The following is an 18,199-nucleotide window of genomic DNA, read 5'->3' as shown; positions in this document are numbered from 1 at the left end:
ATTTACTTCCCCTTATCTGCATTACATTCTAGAATATATTTCTTATGGCAGATTTAGACACATTAGTAAATCAATTTCAGAACAAAAACCAAGTGGCGTTTGAAAAGCTTTACAGTATGTATAATAAAAGTATACATGGTGTTGTATACAATATTGTAAAGGATACAGCTATTGCAGATGAAGTAATGCAAGACGTATTTATAAAAGCTTGGCATAAAGCGGACACCTACTCTTCAAAGAAAGGACGGTTTTTTACTTGGATATTAAATATTGCACGGAATGCTGCAATAGATAAGACACGATCCAAGGCCTTTAAGCAATCAAAACAAAACCTAAATGCCGATTTTTTCGTAGATATCATAGCGGGTCATGATAATTTAGATGACAGTACAGATGCCATTGGTATTAAAAAATTTGTAACCCAATTAGGAGAAAAGTGTAAAGCGGTTATTGAACTTTTATATTTTAAAGGTTTTACACAAAAGGAAACCTCAGAAGAATTACAAATGCCTATAGGTACGGTAAAAACAAGAAACCGAAACTGTATACAACAATTAAGAGATATGGTATTGTAATATGGATATAAAAGCATACATAGAAACAGGTATTTTAGAGCTTTATGTAGCTGGCCAACTTTCTGAAGCAGAAAATCAGGAAATCTACGGTCTTTTACAGCAGCATCCTGAGTTGTTACAAGAGGTTTTAGAGATTGAAAATGCTATAGTGAAACTAACAGCTGCAGTATCACCACATGCAATTGACTTTGATTCTTTTAAAGGAAAATTAAATGAAACAGATACTAAAGTTGTGGATCTTAAACCTAAGAAACCAAATTGGATATCTTATACAGGTTGGGCGGCATCAATAATTTTGGCTGGTGGCTTATTATGGACGCTAAACCAAAAAACAGCATTAGAATTACAATTACAAACGGCTGAAACCGATAAAATTTATTTAGAAACACAAATAGAGGATGCCAAAACAGATCTTGCTGCGACTAAAAATTGGTTAAGGGTAATACGTGATAAAAATATTATTACAGTACCATTAGGTGGCCAAGGCGATTTCGCTACAAGTTTTGCAAAAGTATACTGGAATAAAGCAGACAACACAATATATCTAGATGCAGAAGGACTTCCTAATGCACCACAAGGAAAAGTATGGCAGGTTTGGTCGCTTACATTAAACCCATTAACACCTACAAGTCTAGGAACCATTGAAGATTTTAACACAGATGACAATAAGATTTTCGCTATTACTAACGCTAACGAAAGCCAAGCGTTTGGGATAACGTTAGAGCCAACAGGCGGAAGTGCTTCTCCTACAATGGAACAGCTTTATACACTTGGTGTAATTGACACGACACCATAACATCCTTATTTATAAAATATAAACCATCACCTTATCGTGATGGTTTTTTTATTTCAATAGGTATATTCATATAAAAAAACACCCACTCTTTCGAGCAGGTGCTTTACCTAACAAAAAAACTCAAAAAACATCATGAAATTTTTCATGATTTAACCAACCCTAATCAGAGGTTAATTTTTTTTGCTAGCAACCAATCAACTTATATAATTTGCTTCCCCACAAATTAATAGCCGATTTCTTTTTAATTCATGTCCCTCATTTTTTTATCGCATTCGTTATCGGATTTCAGCAATAGGCTTTCAGATAATTTTAGCTATAAGTTTTTAATTTTTGAAGTCATTAACGGTCCTAATTCATACAAACTAGCAATCAACTCTTCCTTTAAAGGTTTTATTTTTTCAGTTTTTCCAGAAGCCTTATAAATTGCTGCAACATGATATAAAACAGCTGGCTCATAGGTTTTTCCATCAACGTAGGTTTCAATAATTTCCGTAGCTTTTTCTACATTTCCATTTTTAAAATAACTCCAGGCTAATAAATCATAAGATTGTGGTGTTGGCCTATTAGCTACTTCAGTTTTTGCAAGATCTAAAGCCAACTCTGGTGCTAATAAATTGTCTGTATAAAGCATCACATTATAGCCATTATACATAGCGCCATATTGTTTATTACTTACGGCTTTTTGATAACGCTTTATCGCCTCAGATTGCAATGTTAAATCCCTTTGAGATTCTGCTATGTCTGCTTTTAATAACTCGTAATCTGGAGCCTGATTATAACTAGAAATATGTTCTAAAATAGATAAAGCTTCTTCCGTATTCTGCTCATGAGAATACACAATCCATGCTATGCCTTTTTTAGCATAAGCATCATTGGGATCTAGCGCTAATGCCTTTAAAAAATATTGATAAGATTTTTTAATATCACCAGCATGACCATAAAAATCTGCAGAATTAGTATAAGCCCATTGCTTCATCCCTTTTAAATTAGACGATTCTGCAATCTTAGTTGCTTTTTCCATATTTACAATAGCACCATCTAAATTACCTTTATGGTCTTCCCATTTTGCCAATCGAATTAAATAATCAAAATCGGTTTCGTTTTTTATTTCTTTTAAATAAGCTTCTGCGTAGATGTAATTTCCTAACTCTAAATGCACATCAAAGAGCATTTTTTTTGTACCATTAATTTTATCGCCATTGGCTTTAGCCTTATGCAATATTTCAAGCGCTTCTTTAAATCGATGTTGCGATATGTAATTAGATGCTAAACTTTTTAGATAGGAGGTCGTTTTACCATTAGTAATAGTAATGGCTGCCAATAAATCTTCTTCGGCTTTTATTAAATAATCTATTTCGCTAGTAGCATTAAAAATCTGCGTATATGCATTTGCTCGTTTTACTAAATATGGATACTGATTTGGTGTCGCTTCTAATTTATCTGTCCAAAATTTTGCAGATGCCAATAAATCAGCTTGGCTCACTGTAGTTGTCATATATTTATTATAGTCTTCTGCATTAGTAACTTGCTTAGAGTTACAACTAAATGCAGCTAACAGTAATATAAGAGGAAGGATTTTTTTGATTATCATAATTCTAAATTTTTGAGTTTTTAATTAAAAATAATCTTGAAGCAAAGTCTGCACCTTGCTTCAAGATATGAAATGGTATGGTTTACCAAGGTGAGGCTAAGTATGGAAATGATGATAAAAATGCTTTATCGTTAGCATCTACATTATCATTTGATAATCCTGGATTTTCCGAAAAATCTTCACCACCAAAAATCAGTAGTAGCTCTACAGTAATAACATCATCAGCTAAAGCTCTGCCAGTTAAGACATTTGTACCATCATAAAATGTTGTGGTACCATCTAGAGACACATTAAGAACATCTGTTGCTAGTAAACCTGTAAATTGAGCAGATGTTAAGGTTAATGCATTAGCATCTGTTGGTTCATTATAAGCAGGACTTAATCCTTCTAAATTAGCCTGAAACATAGATTGAAATGCTGCACCTTGCTCTGAAGGCACTGTTGTATTAAAAGCATCTTTCGTGCCACTAGACACAAATACCGTATTTACTGCTGGTCGTCCCATTTGATCTTCTTGTATATATGTACCGCTAAAATCTGGACCACTTGGCACAATTACATCATCGTCATCACTACAATTATAAGCTGTCATTGACACTAAAATTGCAATGGCAAAAAGTTTTATATTATTAATTTTCATCTGTAAATATTTTTAAGTTTTGTTATTATTTTCTTTTAGATTCTACCCAAGTATTAATAGTTCCTGAGCTACCAATCATAGATTTTGGTACTTCTACAACTACAGACATAACATTTGTACCAGCAAAGGTATCTGTACCAGGATTGTTAAAGCTCGAAGCATTACCACCAATTATTTGTCCGTATTGCGCAAAATCCATAAAGAATGGATCATCTCTAGGGCCTGCAAAGAATTTCATACCATTTGCATTTTCTACAATTGCAGAGGCTCCATAAGCTGTAATATCAACAGAAGCCATATTAGGCGTTGTCGTTGCTATTGTACTATTTAATCCTGTTTGGCTAGGCGTCACAGGACCAAAGAAATACATTTTACCATCTCTTGGAGTTGCTTGTATTACCAAATCTTCAACATTATCACCATTGGTATCAATATTAAATTCTATGAGTACATTTTCATCAAATGCTGCATTTTGAGTGTCACTCCCAGAACCCAATAGACCTTGAACATTTGCGACAAAAGCAATGTTGGCTGCGTCTTCACCTTGAAAGGCATAAAAATCCGTGATGTCACTAGTTCCACCTTGTACTGCTGGAGCATCGATATGATCCGCAGCAATGGCAACAAATGTTGCAATACCTAATATTGCTGTTGCGATTAAAAATTTTGTTTTTTTCATAATTTTTGAGAATTTGTTAATTAATTGTGTCTCTGTTCTACCTACGAAAAAATGTAAAGGGTGGTTTTAAAAAAAGTTGTTAATGAAATAAATGATTCATTTTTCGTCATAATAATTTAAATTTGTGGGTACAAATCGAATGTTATGAATCCATCAGCTAATGGCTGGATAAAAAAACTACTCAATCAAGTTTCAAAAACGACGTATTCTGAAACCAATAATTATGAGTTTTACAATCGCTTAAAACAAGCGGGATTTATTTATGGCAGCAATATTAAAGTTGTACTAGATATTGTTAAACCCTTTGATTTTACTGAAGAAGAGCGTTGTAAGATCAATCTACTCCTTACCTACTATTTCATTTATAGCAAAGTAAATCCTGAAGAAGATTTTATTAATAGTCTTATTAGATATTACAAAACTATTAGTGCACAAAAACGCTCATTTTTTGAAGAATTATTTGGCGATAAAACACCAGATAGTTTGCTCGAAAAGATGATCCATAAGCGTATTCATATCGATGATAATATTATTTCAAAAAGTTTTAATTATTTTCTAATTAATGCTCTTTTGTTTGTGGATATTTTAGGATATCAACGTTTTCTTAAAGTAGAAACTAATATTAAATCTTACGTAAATTCATTAGAATCTGCTCTAGAAACTATAGTTTTCTCGGTAATTGATAATAAGTCCGAAAAAACAGAGTATGATGAAAATCTAATAAAGTTATTTGAAGGCTCAATAAGGCATAAAAATTCAGAATTGCCATCTTATAATGATGCTATTTCTGTAATTACAGAACCATTTGAAAAACTATATGTTATTGATTTGGTGTGCATGGCATCTTGGTCAGATAAAATAATTGATACCGAAGAACGCGAATTCTTATTGCGATTAAAAAATGACTTAACCTTAGATAATGACGTCATAGCACAATCGGTTAACGATATTAATCTTTTTTATGACGAACATAAAGACGATGTTGCCTTTTTAAGTTCTAAAAACTTAGCACAAAGTTTTTACGACAATAGCAGCAAAGTCGTATCTAAACTCATTACGCGTAACAGTAAACGATTAATTAAGGAATTGTCTGAAAGTAAAGAAGCCATGACGCTATTAGCGCAATCGACACAACGAAACCTAAGCGATGATGAGCAGAAAAAAATTCAAACACAGTTATTAGACATATTTAAGTCCATACCTAGTTTAGCCATTTTTATGTTACCAGGAGGCATGCTGCTGCTCCCTTTATTTGTGAAGTTTATCCCTAAATTGTTGCCTTCTGCTTTTGACGAAAATAGAATTGAGGATAAAGATGAATCAAATGAAGATTAAGTTAGCAGAACGACAAAAGATACTTGTATTACTCTTCATAGTGTTTATAAGTATTGGATGTTCTGAAAATAAAATAACCAACACGCAACTTGTAGAAAACTATTATGATGGCTTTCAATCTTCTAATTTTCTTCAAGTTAAAAATGTTATTGATGACAGTCTTACCACAGTATATGGCGACTACATAACTAATTTCACAAAAGAAAATTATTATAAGCAATTTAAATGGGATTCTGTTTTTAAGCCAGATTACAAACTAATTTCCTTAAAAAAATCTGAGAAAGCAATCATAGCTACTGTATCTATAAGTTGTTCAAAGTTTGAATTTTTAAAGAACAATCCCATGATTTGTAATTATGAGTTTCAATTTAAGTCAGGGAAAATAACAAGGATAGAAGAGCTCAACTGCAGAAATATTAATTGGGATGTTTGGGCCAATCAAGTAAATGATCTTGTGGGTTGGATTGAGATTAATCATCCTGAATTAGATGGTTTTGTACATGATATGAGTCTGCAAGGCGCTCAAAATTATTTAAAAGCCATTGCTTTATATAATAATGCGCAGCATTAGGTTTTAAGACTAAAACTCAAAATGAAGGTCAAACCACGTCTTTGGTTGTCAACTAATTTTCAACTTTCTTTGTGCGTATATGACCTCAAAAAAAATAGCACTAGAGCTACACTTTTTAGCGGATAATATTAATTTACACCATCTGATAAAACAAAAATTGTAACAAATAAGACGTATCGCCTACTAATACACTAAACAAAACATTGATTACCATGAATAATCACTATGAGTTACTAAAAATTGAGACGACTGCAAATCTTGAAACCATAAAAAAAGCATTCCGAAGAGAAATTGCCATTTATCATCCTGATAACAATAAAACACCTGAAGCCGCAGAAAAATTTGAAGCTTTAGTTGAAGCATTTGATATATTATCTACCATAGAAAAAAGAAAAATATATGATGAACTGCTACAAGCAAAACAGAATAACGTACCTATTGTTATTGAACATAAAGCGCAATATACAGAATGGCAAAAAGAAGCCAAATCAAAATCTAAAACCTATAGCGAGTTAAGTTTTCCAGATTTATTTTTGTTAGACATTTTTATAGAAGCTGGTGTTGAAGGAGCTATTTTAGGCGCTGAAACTTTAGACGGCATAGGAGATTCTGCAGAAGGCATTGGAGAAATACTAGGCGATATTGTTGGCGGAATATTAGACGGCATATAACAGTCTGTATTTACTCTAACCAATTTTTAAAATCCTTAACACGTTCTCTAGCAACTATAATTTGCTGCTCATTAAAGCGGTTTAACTTTATCTCTAGTCTAGAATTAGTATAGCTAACAATATCTTTTATGGCATTGATATTTATATAGAATTTTCTACTAATACGGAAAAATACATCTGGTTCTAATTCGTCTTCAAGCTGATCTAATGTGGCATCTAACAAATAATTTCGTCCTTCACTAGTAAACGCATAAGTTCCTTTGTTTTCACTGTAAATACATTCTATATCTTCAATATTTATAAGCTTTAAATGCTGACCTACTTTTACTGAAAAGCGTTTTTTATACTCGCGTTCTAAAGGATTTACCAGTAGGTTCTTAATGTCATTAAAATCTAAAGTAACCGACTGTTTTTGAGGCGTTCTACCTTTGTATTTATTAACCGCTGTTGTTAAATCATCCTCATCTATGGGTTTTAATAAATAATCGATACTATTAAGTTTAAAAGCTTGTAATGCATACTCGTCATAGGCTGTGGTAAAAATTACGGCCGATTTAATTTCCACTGCTTCAAAAATCTCAAACGACAAACCGTCACTCAACTGAATGTCTAAAAAAATTAAATCTGGGTGAACGTTATTTTTAAACCATTCTATAGATTCCTCTACAGAATGCAACATAGTGTTTGCATTTAAATTTACTGCCTTGAGCATGCGTTGCAAACGTCTTGCTGAAGGTTTCTCGTCTTCTATAATTATAATATTCATAGTATTCTGTACTTACTTAAGATGCTTTGGTCTATTCTGTTTTATTCCCAGAATGTAGACTCTTCTTCTTTTTCTTCTTTTAAAAATCCTTTAATTTTTTCGTCTTCCCAATTTTTATTAAAAATTTGCTTTCTTTTAAAAACGTTTATACCATGTAAACTGATGAAAACGGTCCATGCGACTAATACACTTAGATTTAAACTTATTATATTGTTTTTATAAGGTCCGGAAACTATATATAAATTATACAAAAGTAGAGCGACCACCACAAGATACAGTGCTAAATGAAGGTAAAAAATCTTAACACGTCTAACTTTTTCTTTAGCCTTTCTATAAATTTCTTTTTCTTGAGACGTCATAGTTTCAGTAATTTGAACGTTTTTTTTCATATTAGTTTTTCTCAGACTGTACTGTCTAGATGGCTTAAACTACTCCCAATGTTTGCGTTCTTTCTCCATATACTCTTCAATTTTCCTCTGCTCCCAATTTTTTCCAAACAAAAAATTTGTACCAAAAACTCCAAGAAAATGAAACAGTAAACCAATGCCCCAAAAAACTGCTGTGGCATAAGGTCCAAAACCAGTAAATCCATCACTAGAGTTCACGCCAATTAATATAATTAAGAATACATTTACAACTACGTAAACAGCTAAGTGCCAATAAAAACCAACAATTGCATCAACTTTTTTCTTAGCTCTTAAATACGCTTCTTCTTTTCTAAAATCCCGAGTATCTTCACGGTCTTCATAAGGTTCTATATGGTATTTTTCCATTGTATTAGTATTTAATCATTTTGTAATTCGTCTTTCATATACTTTTCAATTTTGCGCTCTTCCCAATCGTCACCCACTATAAGCGGAAGGCCAAATACAGAAAACGCATGAATAGCAAGGACTATGCCCCAAACCATCCAAGTCATTAAGGTTGATAAATCAAAGAAAGCCTCATTAAAAGTTTCTCCATTATTCATGTTGTTCATGACTTTAACAGCCGTAATAACCGTATTTATGAGGAGATATACGATAAGATGATTGTAAAAACGCTTCAGTTTTTCAACTTTGTTTTTAGCCTTCATTAATTTAAAATCTTCTGTTTTCATTGTATGGTCTTGTTTACTCTTTTTTATAATCCACAATAGATGATTAGATCTTCACCTTTAATTCCAGCGGCTTTTTTGATTCTCTTTGCTCATATATTCTTCAATTTTACGTTTTTCCCAACTAGAACCTAAAGCGCCATCATCTACAAAAACGCGGTATGCCTGAAAAACCAAACTTAAACCCCAACCAAATGCCGGAAACCAAAACCATTGTATCGTATAGTACGAATAGGTGTACCAAATAAATACTAAAAACGGAATAACAAATACATAAGAAATTAAACTGTAATAAAAAGCTTTTAATTCTTCTACGCGTTTTCGTGCTTTTACATAATCGTCATTAAGACGCGTTTGTGATTTTTGTGTTGTTCTCATAACTGATATTTGTTTTGTGAGCATAGGAATTGCAACTGCAAAGTCCTTTTCTCTTTGATTGATGTGTACTTTTCGTTTAGATAATAAACTGTAACGTTGCTTAATATTTTCTAGTCCAACTCCACTACTCTTTTTTACAATTTGTTTGGGTTGCAGATTATTCATCACTACCAAATGATTTCCATCTTCGTAAATGGTTACATGCAAAGGTTTATTCGAAGTAACCATATTGTGCTTTACTGCATTCTCTAAAAGTAATTGTAAGGATAGTGGCACTACTTTACTCTCTGGATTTGATGCTTTATCAGGAATTTCGAAAATAATACTATCCTCAAAGCGCATTTTTAAAAGCGACATGTACGTTCTAGCAAAATTTAATTCCTCATCTACAGTTACCAATTCTTTACTTTTTTGCTCTAAAACATAACGATAGACCTTAGATAATGAGGTTGTAAATTTTTGCGCATTTTTAGGATTTTCTTCAATTAAACTCGTTAATACATTAAGACTGTTAAATAAAAAATGTGGATCTAATTGGTTTTTTAGAGCATCGAATTTTGCGCTAGCTGTACCTGCAATAACCTTTTGCTCTTTTATTTTATTTTTTTGGTACTTGTTATAAAAATAAATAACATGAAAAATAGTAACAATTGTCAGAGTGATCCATAGCCCAAAGGAATACCCTTTCCATGATTCGTTGTTTATAAAGGTTTCAAAATCATAATCATACAACACCATTGCAGTGAAAAGTCTCAATATAAAGATGCCAATAATTGTAATATTTGTACTCCCAATTATGCCATATATAATGCGTTTTATGGTATCACCTGTTTTCCAGTGACGTTGTTCCATATAATTAAAAAACGCCATATTAGAATAGCCTAATACAAAGGCATAGAGCTGATAAAACCCAAAGTCAATTAAAAACTCATTAACGGATTTAAAGTTAAAACCTCCAGAAAATAAGTGTCCTACTACAAATACACCTGTTCCTATAGTAAACGTTAATGCGATTTTTTTTAATGACTTTTTCATCTTAGAATTAATTATGCTTTACATTCCTTTGCAACATATTCTGCGCGCTCTTTTCCCCAATTAGGATAAAACGCACTCTTTGGTTTAAAGGTATCAAAAAGTTTTATTGATGTCTCAATCTCTTCACAAAATGGTGTCGTATCTTTCCCAAAGTATTTAGCACTATTTAAGTTCCAGTCTGCTTTACAAAAGGTTGCTCTTGGATTTTCTGGTTCTAGTTCTAAAGCTTTATTATATAATTCTGTGATTTTCGCGCCATATTTCATACCGTAAGTCATGCCATCAAAAACCACCCAATTGGTATAAATCTGTGCTTGCATAATTAATATCTCTGCATTATCCGCACTAATTGCTGTTGCCAAATCTAAATGCTCTTGTGCTTTATTTAATTGTGCTTTTAAAACTGTTTCATCCTTTTCTTCCCAACTTTTTAAACTGTTAATTTGAGCTATATAATAACTTGGCAACCATTGATCTGGCTCAGCTTTCGCTATACGCTCAAACATATTTTCTGCCTCGTCAGTCTTTCCGTTTTGCCAAAAATCAAAGGCTTTAGTCATACCTTTATCAAAGGTTGTTTGTGCTTGTGTTACTGCTACTAAAGCAAGAAACAAGATGGTTAATCGTTTTTTCATAATGTTAGTCTTTATTAATTATAGTGATATTAGTATTGTTTTATCTGTGCTTAGTTGAAACTTTGCATCGTCCCATTTTGGAGGTCCCATAAATCCTGTGGCATTGTTAGAACAGCCATAATCTTCAGTAGGTATTCCAAAAAAATTGGTATCCATTTTTCCATTATCATTTTCATCATGAAAAATGGATACAGCATATGTACCTTCTGGTATATCCTTAAATGTAACCGAACAAGCGTTATTCTGTATAGCACTTATTTCACCTTTATAAGTAGTCTCTAAAAAACCGGTTGCAGAATTGTAAAGCGCAATAAACATTTTACCATCATCGTTTTGAGCCTTATTGACCTTTACGGTTATGGTAAAATTATTTTGAGCTTCAAGTTGAAAACTAAAAATTCCAATGAGTGTAATAACAATTATTTTTACGAGTCTATTCATGATTATTGGTTTTGTTTGATACAAATATCTCACAGAAGTGCTAATTATTAAAACCCGACTTACCGAATTGTAAAATATTAATGATGAATTGTATTTTATTCATTAACCTATAATATTTAGGGATAAACGTATTAATCTTATCGCGATGATCTTGATGATTCAAAGACTTTACATACATTTTAATAGCACTAATACGCCAACGTGTTATCGCCAATACTTAATTAAGTACCAATAGAATATTGTATAAACAGTTTAGATAATACGAACCTGATGTCTTTTTCCCAACTAAAATTGAAAACATTAAGAACAAAAAAAGACCATCTGTTTAGATGGTCTTTAATAATATATAATGTTTTTTTGCTTAAAACATATCTCTGCCAGCAAAATGGAATGCACTCTCAATAGCTGCATTATCATCGCTATCACTTCCATGAACTGCGTTTTCGCTAATTGAATCTGCAAACATGTTACGTATAGTACCTTCTGCTGCATCAGCAGGATTAGTAGCACCAATTAAAGTTCTAAAATCTTCAACCGCATTGTCTTTTTCTAAAACAGCTGCTACGATTGGTCCACGAGTCATATATTCTACTAACTCTCCAAAAAACGGACGTTCGCTATGAATTCCGTAAAATTCTTCAGCATCAGCCTTAGTCATTTGTGTTAATTTCATTGCTACGATTCTAAAACCAGAAGCCGTAATTTTTTCTAATATTGCACCAATGTGTCCTTTTTCAACAGCATCAGGCTTTAACATTGTAAATGTTCTGTTAGTTGCCATGTATCTTTTTTTAAATATGCTGCAAAAGTAATGTATTTCTTTAATTAATCAAGTCCTACACTTATTAAATTAGCTTCACTATTAAGCCTCTTTATAATAATCGAATTCACAAGGAATTACTTCATAATTTTAATAAAATTTTATCATTTGAAATATAAAATTTCGGTGTTATAAAATCTAAAAAAACGTATCTTCGCCATCTATGATAAAAGCGCAGATTTCAGAATTAAAAACACTATTAAGTTCACCTAAGAACATTGTTATTGTACCACATAGAAATCCAGATGGAGATGCTATGGGTTCTACACTTGGCTTGTATCATTATTTAAAATTATACAATCACAATGCAACAGTAATTGCTCCCAATGATTATCCTGATTTTTTAAAATGGTTACCAGGTGATGACACGGTTTTAAAATTTGAAACTCAGCAAGACGCTTGTATGCCGCTTATTGCAAAAGCAGACTTAATCTTTACCTTAGATTTTAATGCATTCCATAGAGCTGGTCATCAAATGGCAGTTGCGTTAGAAACTGCGTCAGCGACAAAGGTTATGATAGATCATCACCAGCAACCAGATGATTATGCAAAATATATGTATTCTGATGTTTTAATGTCTTCAACTTGTGAAATGGTGTATAATTTCATTGACATGCTTGGTGATACTCAAAAAATAGATGCAACTATGGCAACGTGTCTCTATGTAGGCATAATGACAGATACAGGATCCTTTAGGTTTCCGGCCACAACCACTAAAACGCATCAAATTATTGGAAGTTTAATTGAAAAAGGCGCTAATCATTCTGAAATTCATAATAATATTTATGATTCTAACAGTTACAGCCGTTTACAGTTATTAGGAAGAGCCATGCAAAACCTAAAAGTAATACCAGAATTAAGAACAGCATATACAACGTTATCACAAGCAGAATTAGACGAATACAACTTTAAAAAAGGAGATACTGAAGGTTTTGTGAACTATGGCTTATCATTAAACGGCATCATTTTCGCTGCCATTTTTATTGAAAACAAAAACGAAAATATCATTAAAATATCGTTACGAAGTAAAGGCACGTTTTCTGTAAATGAATTTTCTAGAGCACATTTTCATGGAGGAGGTCATACAAATGCAGCTGGTGGACGCAGTGAAACAGACTTAGAAAGTACTATAAACAAATTTATTAGTATATTACCGCAGTATAAAAACGAATTGTCCCAAACCCAAAATGGGCTTTAAATTAATTAATATGAAAAACCTACTCATTTTATTCGCCATTGCAATGGTCAGTTTTGGCTGTAAATCTCCAGAAGCAAGACTACCAGAATCTGTTCAATCTGGTTCATTTTTAAAAGCTTCAGCAGAACGAAACAAAAAACTAAACGAGTTAGAGCACAAACAAATACAAGATGTTATTAATAGTAATCCAGACCGAAATTATATCGCTTCTAAAAGTGGGTTTTGGTATGCTTACACAACTCAAATAGAAAATGACACAGTACAACCACAGTTTGGAGACGTAATAGATTTTACCTACGATGTTTCTAATATCGAAGGCGATGAGATCTACGCAAACACAAACAAAACCTATGTTATGGACAAAGAAGAATTGTTCACAGGTTTGCGCGAAGGCCTTAAACTTCTTAAACCTACAGAATCAGCTACATTTATTTTTCCATCCCAAAAAGCTTTTGGGTATTATGGAGACGAACATAAAATAGGAACAAACATTCCTTTAATTTGCGAAGTAACTTTAAACACAATTATTAAAACAAATGATTAAAAAAACGCTTACAGCTATTGTTGTACTATTATTATTTGCAAACATTTCTTGCCAAGTACAATATCCTAATTTAGACGATGGACTTTATGCAGAATTTGTAACCACAAAAGGTACAATGGTTGCCAAATTATATTACAAAAAAACGCCTGCTACAGTTGCCAACTTTGTTGCACTAGCAGAAGGAAATCATCCTTTAGCAAAAGATGAGTATAAAGGAAAACCATATTATGATGGTACAACTTTTCATAGAGTAATAGATAATTTTATGATTCAAGGTGGAGACCCAACAGCTTCTGGAATGGGTGATCCTGGTTATAAATTTGATGACGAATTTCATCCAGATTTAAAACATGATAAACCAGGCATCTTATCTATGGCTAATGGTGGACCAAATGGTAATGGAAGTCAATTTTTTATAATGGAAAGACCAGATCCAAGGTTAGATAACAAACATGCCGTATTTGGAGAACTAGTTATGGGTATTGAAATACAAGATTCTATTTCTAATGTCAAAGTAATTGACCCAAGAACTAGAAACCATAAGCCTGTTGAAGATGTTGTGATAACAAAACTAAATATTATTAGGAAAGGTGCTGAGGCAAAATCATTTGATGCGCCTAAAGTTTTTACGGAAGAATTACCTAAAATAAAAGAAAAGCAAGCTCAACTTAGAGAAGAATACAAAAAGCAAGCTGAAGAATTAGCAAAACAAGCGCAAATTGCTTTCTTAAAGAAGAACGAGAACTTAAAAGGTAGAAAAATTGAATCACCAACTGGTATGGCCATGATTTTCACACACGAAAGTGATGGTGTTACACCAGAATCTACAGATCGTGTAAATATTGAATGTGCTGGTTTCTTAGAAAACGGTGAGTTATTTTGGACAACTTGGAAAGATGTTGCTGAAAAGCATGGGAAATATGATGAGCGTGCTGACAATGCTGGTCGTTACACCTCTTTTGATATGCCTTACAATAAAACGGCTGGTTTAATCGCTGGTTTTAGAGAAGCTATGCTTAATATGAAAATTGGCGATAAAGCAAGAGTATTTATACCTTATTATTTAGGTTACGGAGAACGAGGAAATCCTCCTGTAATTCCACCTAGTGCTAACCTAATTTTCGATATTGAATTAGCAAGTATTAAAGAATAGTTTTATACTCAGATTATAAATTAAAAAAAGCAACTACTATAACCTTAGTAGTTGCTTTTTTATTTCAGTTAATTGAGACCTGTCAGGTTTTTTCATCCTTACCATAATATCGACAAGGTTTTGGAAACCTTGCAGGATTATTAAATTAAGCTTTCGGAATATGCTTTAAAATCTCTAATACAAACTCCCAATACTTCTGAGCCGAAGAAATCTGAGCACGCTCGTCAGGTGAGTGTGCGCCTTTAATATTTGGCCCAAAGCTAATCATATCCATGTTTGGGTAATTAGTTCCTAGAATTCCACATTCTAGTCCTGCGTGACAAGCTGCAACATGAGGCTTTTCTCCATTGTTTAAACGCTCGTAGATAGGAACCATAACTTTTAAAATATCAGAATCCATATTTGGTGCCCAACCAGGATAATCGCCAGAAAATTCTACTTCGCAACCTGTTAACTCAAAAGTAGCACGCAAGGTATTTGCTAAATCGTCTTTTGTACTGTCTACAGAACTACGCGTTAAACAACCAATTTTAATCGCGCCATCTTTTACAATAACTCTGGCGATGTTATTAGAAGTTTCTACTAAGCCTTCAATATCTGGACTCATTCTGTAAACACCATTGTGTGCAGCATACAATGCTCTGGTTAAACCTTCTTGAACACCTAAATCCATAATTTTTTCAGGCAGTTCTGTTTTAGAAACTATAATTTCTAAATCTGGTTCCATGGTTTTAAATTCTACTTTAAGCAAATCAGCAAAATCTTTCATTTCAGCTTCAAAAGCAGCTTCATGTACAGCGTCTATGGCAACAATAGCATTACTTTCTCTTGGAATAGCATTTCGTAAACTTCCACCATCAATTTCAGAAATTCGTAATCCGAAGTTTTCAAAACCATCAAATAATAGACGGTTCATTAATTTATTGGCATTTCCTAAACCTTCATGGATTTGCATACCTGAGTGTCCGCCTTGCAATCCTTTAACAGTAATCGTATAACCAATTTTAAATTCTGGTGTTTCTTCTTCTTTGTATTCTCTTGTTGCTGTCACATCTACACCTCCTGCGCAACCTACGCCAATCTCATCATCTTCTTCGGTATCTAAATTTAAAAGAATCTCGCCTTTAAGCAAACCACCTTTTAAACCTTGCGCACCTGTCATTCCGGTTTCTTCGTCAATTGTAAATAATGCTTCCAATGCAGGATGCGCAATAGCATCACTTTCTAAAATTGCCATAATAGTGGCAACACCTAAGCCATTATCTGCACCAAGTGTGGTTCCTTTTGCTTTTACCCAATCGCCTTCTACAAACATCTCAATTCCTTGCGTATCAAAATCGAAAACAGTATCGTTATTTTTTTGGTGCACCATATCTAAATGACTTTGCATTACAATAGGCTTTCTGTCTTCCATACCAGCCGTTGCAGGTTTGCGGATAATAACATTACCGACTTCGTCTTCAATAGTTTCTAGACCAAGATTATTTCCAAAATCTTTTATAAACTGAATCACACGTTCTTCTTTTTTAGAAGGTCGTGGTACAGCGTTTAAATCTGCGAATTTATTCCAAAGTTGTTTGGGCTCTAAGTTTCTTATTTCTGAACTCATAGTATGGTCCACAAAAGTGGATATCTTTTAAGTTAATAATTCATTTTTTAGTTGTGCAAATTTACAAAATATGAAGCAGTCTTTATTGGGATAACCAATAATGATTTAACTTTACTAATATATCATTAAGACATAACACGCATAGGACAAATAAGTAATGACAAAACGGAACCTGAAAATTCTAAAATATTATATAATTAGCGTAATATGTATTGTCGGTTGTTTCTTTCTAGAACATTCTAACATCATACCGCAACTTGTTAAATACGCAAATAATAATCGTTATAAGGGGTTTGGAACATTTTTTATAACAGGGTTATTCAAATATGGATTACTTTTCGTTAGTATTAGTACTATTTTAATCTTGAGTTTCTTATTAATCAAAGAAAGAATTAAAGAAAAAGAATAAATCAAAAACTTTTCTACTTTACCTTATCGCAACTTTGCATCTTTGAAACTTTGCAACTTTCAAACTTCCCAAGCTTCCAACTTTTCCCTAAATTTGAAACATGCGCAAAAACAAAAAACTAATCCTTGTTATTTTCTTCGGAATTCAGTTGCTGATTTTATCTCAATTAAAGCATTTTCCTGAATTTGTAGAACAATTTTACAGCAATGGAATTTATCAGTTTTTATCTAAACTATCGCGTTATGTTTTCGGCTGGCTACCAATTTCTATAGGCGATATATTTTACACTTTAGCTAGCATTTATCTAATAAGATGGCTAATTGTCAGTAGAAAACGTATTGTAAAAGACACTAAAAATTGGTTATTAGATATTGGTGCCACCTTATCACTCGCCTATTTTGCATTTCATATGCTTTGGGCTTTCAATTATTACAGACAGCCATTGTACAAGTCTTTAAATCTTGAAGCAGAATATACCACAGAGCAACTCATCACATTTACAGAACGCTTAATTACAAAATCTAATTCACTTCAAATTCAACTTGCAAAAAACGACACTATAAAAGTTGAATTACCATATTCAAAAACAGAGGTTATAGCTATGGTTAAAGATGGTTATCAACCCTTATCTGAAGAATATCCGCATTTAGAATACCATCCAAAAAGCATTAAAAAATCTATTTACAGTTTGGCGTTAACGTACATGGGATTTTCGGGTTACATCAATCCGTTTACCAATGAAGCTCAAGTAAATGGTTTAATTCCAACCTATAAATTCCCAACGACATCCTGTCACGAGGCTGCACATCAATTAGGTTATGCCGCCGAAAATGAAGCTAACTTTATTGGCAGTTTAGCTGCCATTCATAATAAAGACACTTATTTTAAATATTCTGGTTATACGTTTGCCTTGCGTTACTGTTTAGCTGAAGTTTACAAACGAGAACCAGAACGCTATGAAACCATATTACCAACCTTAAACAAAGGTATCTTGAAAAATTATCAAGAAAATCAGGACTTCTGGAACGCTTATAAAAACCCAATTGAGCCCATTTTTGAAAAAACCTTTGACAATTTCCTTAAAGCCAACAACCAATCTGCTGGTATGAAAAGCTATAGCTACGTCGTTGCCCTTTTGGTTAATTATTATGAGGACAAAACTTTGTAACACTTCTAAAAGGTAAGGTTGAGCGCAGTCGAAACCTCATTCAAACACAAAAAGTATTATTGCTTTACATACACCACACTCAGCATGGC

Annotated in this window: 21 protein-coding genes; 9 read left to right on the top strand and 12 right to left on the bottom strand. The window is 32.8% G+C overall.

The window, feature by feature from the left end:
* The first annotated feature begins 44 nt into the window (after positions 1–44).
* A complete protein-coding gene (locus HNV08_RS06515) occupies positions 45–575 on the top strand; it encodes an RNA polymerase sigma factor (protein ID WP_173280367.1) in 531 nt (176 codons plus the stop codon).
* Position 576: 1 nt separating this feature from the next.
* The gene (locus HNV08_RS06510) at positions 577–1,371 is read left to right on the top strand and encodes an anti-sigma factor (protein ID WP_173280366.1); all 795 of its coding nucleotides are present in this window, start codon (positions 577–579) and stop codon (positions 1,369–1,371) included.
* Between the two features lie 313 nt (positions 1,372–1,684).
* Here the strand turns inward: HNV08_RS06510 and HNV08_RS06505 are convergent, their stop codons facing one another.
* The 3 genes from HNV08_RS06505 to HNV08_RS16385 all read right to left on the bottom strand — a co-directional run bounded on the left by HNV08_RS06505 (position 1,685) and on the right by HNV08_RS16385 (position 4,281).
* The gene (locus HNV08_RS06505) at positions 1,685–2,962 is read right to left on the bottom strand and encodes a tetratricopeptide repeat protein (RefSeq protein WP_173280365.1); all 1,278 of its coding nucleotides are present in this window, start codon (positions 2,960–2,962) and stop codon (positions 1,685–1,687) included.
* Between the two features lie 82 nt (positions 2,963–3,044).
* On the bottom strand, positions 3,045–3,602 hold the full coding sequence (locus tag HNV08_RS16390; RefSeq protein WP_173280364.1) for a DUF4331 family protein: 558 nt from the start codon (positions 3,600–3,602) through the stop codon (positions 3,045–3,047).
* A 25-nt stretch (positions 3,603–3,627) separates the two neighbouring features.
* On the bottom strand, positions 3,628–4,281 hold the full coding sequence (locus HNV08_RS16385; RefSeq protein ID WP_173280363.1) for a DUF4331 family protein: 654 nt from the start codon (positions 4,279–4,281) through the stop codon (positions 3,628–3,630).
* Between the two features lie 144 nt (positions 4,282–4,425).
* Between HNV08_RS16385 and HNV08_RS06490 the strand changes: the two genes are divergently transcribed.
* The 3 genes from HNV08_RS06490 (at position 4,426) to HNV08_RS06480 (ending at position 6,858) form a co-directional block, all read left to right on the top strand.
* Positions 4,426–5,616, top strand: a complete 1,191-nt coding sequence (locus HNV08_RS06490) for an LETM1-related biofilm-associated protein (protein WP_173280362.1) — start codon at positions 4,426–4,428, stop codon at positions 5,614–5,616.
* A complete protein-coding gene (locus HNV08_RS06485; protein ID WP_173280361.1) occupies positions 5,606–6,187 on the top strand; it encodes a hypothetical protein in 582 nt (193 codons plus the stop codon). The genes HNV08_RS06490 and HNV08_RS06485 overlap by 11 nt, the downstream gene beginning before the upstream one ends.
* Positions 6,188–6,399: 212 nt before the next feature.
* Positions 6,400–6,858 carry a J domain-containing protein gene (locus HNV08_RS06480; RefSeq protein WP_173280360.1) on the top strand — a complete coding sequence of 153 codons (459 nt, stop codon included), beginning with the start codon at positions 6,400–6,402 and terminating at the stop codon, positions 6,856–6,858.
* A 10-nt stretch (positions 6,859–6,868) separates the two neighbouring features.
* On the opposite strand, the gene HNV08_RS06475 is transcribed toward HNV08_RS06480, so the two are convergent.
* The 8 genes from HNV08_RS06475 to HNV08_RS06440 all read right to left on the bottom strand — a co-directional run bounded on the left by HNV08_RS06475 (position 6,869) and on the right by HNV08_RS06440 (position 11,990).
* Positions 6,869–7,624, bottom strand: coding sequence for a LytR/AlgR family response regulator transcription factor (locus tag HNV08_RS06475; protein ID WP_173280359.1), 756 nt, complete (start codon positions 7,622–7,624; stop codon positions 6,869–6,871).
* A 41-nt stretch (positions 7,625–7,665) separates the two neighbouring features.
* Positions 7,666–8,013: a 2TM domain-containing protein gene (locus HNV08_RS06470; protein WP_173280358.1), complete on the bottom strand. Its 348-nt coding sequence runs from the start codon at positions 8,011–8,013 to the stop codon at positions 7,666–7,668.
* Between the two features lie 39 nt (positions 8,014–8,052).
* Positions 8,053–8,397, bottom strand: coding sequence for a 2TM domain-containing protein (locus HNV08_RS06465; RefSeq protein ID WP_173280357.1), 345 nt, complete (start codon positions 8,395–8,397; stop codon positions 8,053–8,055).
* A gap of 11 nt (positions 8,398–8,408) precedes the next feature.
* Positions 8,409–8,723 carry a 2TM domain-containing protein gene (locus HNV08_RS06460; protein ID WP_173280356.1) on the bottom strand — a complete coding sequence of 105 codons (315 nt, stop codon included), beginning with the start codon at positions 8,721–8,723 and terminating at the stop codon, positions 8,409–8,411.
* 57 nt (positions 8,724–8,780) lie between these two features.
* Positions 8,781–10,133, bottom strand: coding sequence for a histidine kinase (locus HNV08_RS06455; protein WP_173280355.1), 1,353 nt, complete (start codon positions 10,131–10,133; stop codon positions 8,781–8,783).
* Between the two features lie 11 nt (positions 10,134–10,144).
* Positions 10,145–10,768, bottom strand: a complete 624-nt coding sequence (locus tag HNV08_RS06450) for a tetratricopeptide repeat protein (RefSeq protein ID WP_173280354.1) — start codon at positions 10,766–10,768, stop codon at positions 10,145–10,147.
* An 18-nt stretch (positions 10,769–10,786) separates the two neighbouring features.
* On the bottom strand, positions 10,787–11,209 hold the full coding sequence (locus HNV08_RS06445; protein ID WP_173280353.1) for a DUF2141 domain-containing protein: 423 nt from the start codon (positions 11,207–11,209) through the stop codon (positions 10,787–10,789).
* 361 nt (positions 11,210–11,570) lie between these two features.
* Positions 11,571–11,990 (bottom strand): nucleoside-diphosphate kinase, encoded by a 420-nt coding sequence (locus HNV08_RS06440; protein WP_173280352.1) that lies wholly within the window; start codon positions 11,988–11,990, stop codon positions 11,571–11,573.
* Positions 11,991–12,192: 202 nt separating this feature from the next.
* On the opposite strand from HNV08_RS06440, the gene HNV08_RS06435 reads away from it, so the two are divergent.
* Genes HNV08_RS06435 through HNV08_RS06425 form a run of 3 tightly spaced genes read left to right on the top strand, consistent with a single transcriptional unit; the run spans position 12,193 to position 14,924 of the window.
* Positions 12,193–13,227 (top strand): DHH family phosphoesterase, encoded by a 1,035-nt coding sequence (locus HNV08_RS06435; protein ID WP_173280351.1) that lies wholly within the window; start codon positions 12,193–12,195, stop codon positions 13,225–13,227.
* A 10-nt stretch (positions 13,228–13,237) separates the two neighbouring features.
* Positions 13,238–13,771, top strand: a complete 534-nt coding sequence (gene gldI, locus HNV08_RS06430) for a gliding motility-associated peptidyl-prolyl isomerase GldI (RefSeq protein ID WP_173280350.1) — start codon at positions 13,238–13,240, stop codon at positions 13,769–13,771.
* Complete coding sequence (locus tag HNV08_RS06425) at positions 13,764–14,924, top strand: peptidylprolyl isomerase (RefSeq protein WP_173280349.1); 1,161 nt, start codon at positions 13,764–13,766, stop codon at positions 14,922–14,924. The genes gldI and HNV08_RS06425 overlap by 8 nt, the downstream gene beginning before the upstream one ends.
* Positions 14,925–15,069: 145 nt before the next feature.
* Here HNV08_RS06425 and HNV08_RS06420 read toward each other — a convergent pair whose 3' ends face one another.
* The gene (locus tag HNV08_RS06420; protein WP_173280348.1) at positions 15,070–16,533 is read right to left on the bottom strand and encodes an aminoacyl-histidine dipeptidase; all 1,464 of its coding nucleotides are present in this window, start codon (positions 16,531–16,533) and stop codon (positions 15,070–15,072) included.
* A gap of 509 nt (positions 16,534–17,042) precedes the next feature.
* Between HNV08_RS06420 and HNV08_RS06415 the strand changes: the two genes are divergently transcribed.
* Positions 17,043–18,110 (top strand): DUF3810 domain-containing protein, encoded by a 1,068-nt coding sequence (locus tag HNV08_RS06415; RefSeq protein ID WP_173280347.1) that lies wholly within the window; start codon positions 17,043–17,045, stop codon positions 18,108–18,110.
* Positions 18,111–18,199: the final 89 nt, after the last annotated feature.

Source organism: Winogradskyella eckloniae, assembly GCF_013249045.1.
Classification (GTDB): Bacteria; Bacteroidota; Bacteroidia; order Flavobacteriales; family Flavobacteriaceae; genus Winogradskyella; species Winogradskyella eckloniae.
The sequence above is the reverse complement of the archived record's forward strand: the minus strand, read 5'-3'. Positions and strand labels throughout refer to the sequence as shown.

Bases quoted from the DNA above. Each gene is read 5' to 3' on its own strand.
- HNV08_RS06515 (WP_173280367.1), top strand. From the start codon at position 45: ATGGCAGATTTAGACACATTAGTAAATCAATTTCAGAACAAAAACCAA.
- HNV08_RS06510 (WP_173280366.1), top strand. From the start codon at position 577: ATGGATATAAAAGCATACATAGAAACAGGTATTTTAGAGCTTTATGTA.
- HNV08_RS06505 (WP_173280365.1), bottom strand. From the start codon at position 2,962: ATGATAATCAAAAAAATCCTTCCTCTTATATTACTGTTAGCTGCATTT.
- HNV08_RS16390 (WP_173280364.1), bottom strand. From the start codon at position 3,602: ATGAAAATTAATAATATAAAACTTTTTGCCATTGCAATTTTAGTGTCA.
- HNV08_RS16385 (WP_173280363.1), bottom strand. From the start codon at position 4,281: ATGAAAAAAACAAAATTTTTAATCGCAACAGCAATATTAGGTATTGCA.
- HNV08_RS06490 (WP_173280362.1), top strand. From the start codon at position 4,426: ATGAATCCATCAGCTAATGGCTGGATAAAAAAACTACTCAATCAAGTT.
- HNV08_RS06485 (WP_173280361.1), top strand. From the start codon at position 5,606: ATGAAGATTAAGTTAGCAGAACGACAAAAGATACTTGTATTACTCTTC.
- HNV08_RS06480 (WP_173280360.1), top strand. From the start codon at position 6,400: ATGAATAATCACTATGAGTTACTAAAAATTGAGACGACTGCAAATCTT.
- HNV08_RS06475 (WP_173280359.1), bottom strand. From the start codon at position 7,624: ATGAATATTATAATTATAGAAGACGAGAAACCTTCAGCAAGACGTTTG.
- HNV08_RS06470 (WP_173280358.1), bottom strand. From the start codon at position 8,013: ATGAAAAAAAACGTTCAAATTACTGAAACTATGACGTCTCAAGAAAAA.
- HNV08_RS06465 (WP_173280357.1), bottom strand. From the start codon at position 8,397: ATGGAAAAATACCATATAGAACCTTATGAAGACCGTGAAGATACTCGG.
- HNV08_RS06460 (WP_173280356.1), bottom strand. From the start codon at position 8,723: ATGAAAACAGAAGATTTTAAATTAATGAAGGCTAAAAACAAAGTTGAA.
- HNV08_RS06455 (WP_173280355.1), bottom strand. From the start codon at position 10,133: ATGAAAAAGTCATTAAAAAAAATCGCATTAACGTTTACTATAGGAACA.
- HNV08_RS06450 (WP_173280354.1), bottom strand. From the start codon at position 10,768: ATGAAAAAACGATTAACCATCTTGTTTCTTGCTTTAGTAGCAGTAACA.
- HNV08_RS06445 (WP_173280353.1), bottom strand. From the start codon at position 11,209: ATGAATAGACTCGTAAAAATAATTGTTATTACACTCATTGGAATTTTT.
- HNV08_RS06440 (WP_173280352.1), bottom strand. From the start codon at position 11,990: ATGGCAACTAACAGAACATTTACAATGTTAAAGCCTGATGCTGTTGAA.
- HNV08_RS06435 (WP_173280351.1), top strand. From the start codon at position 12,193: ATGATAAAAGCGCAGATTTCAGAATTAAAAACACTATTAAGTTCACCT.
- gldI (WP_173280350.1), top strand. From the start codon at position 13,238: ATGAAAAACCTACTCATTTTATTCGCCATTGCAATGGTCAGTTTTGGC.
- HNV08_RS06425 (WP_173280349.1), top strand. From the start codon at position 13,764: ATGATTAAAAAAACGCTTACAGCTATTGTTGTACTATTATTATTTGCA.
- HNV08_RS06420 (WP_173280348.1), bottom strand. From the start codon at position 16,533: ATGAGTTCAGAAATAAGAAACTTAGAGCCCAAACAACTTTGGAATAAA.
- HNV08_RS06415 (WP_173280347.1), top strand. From the start codon at position 17,043: ATGCGCAAAAACAAAAAACTAATCCTTGTTATTTTCTTCGGAATTCAG.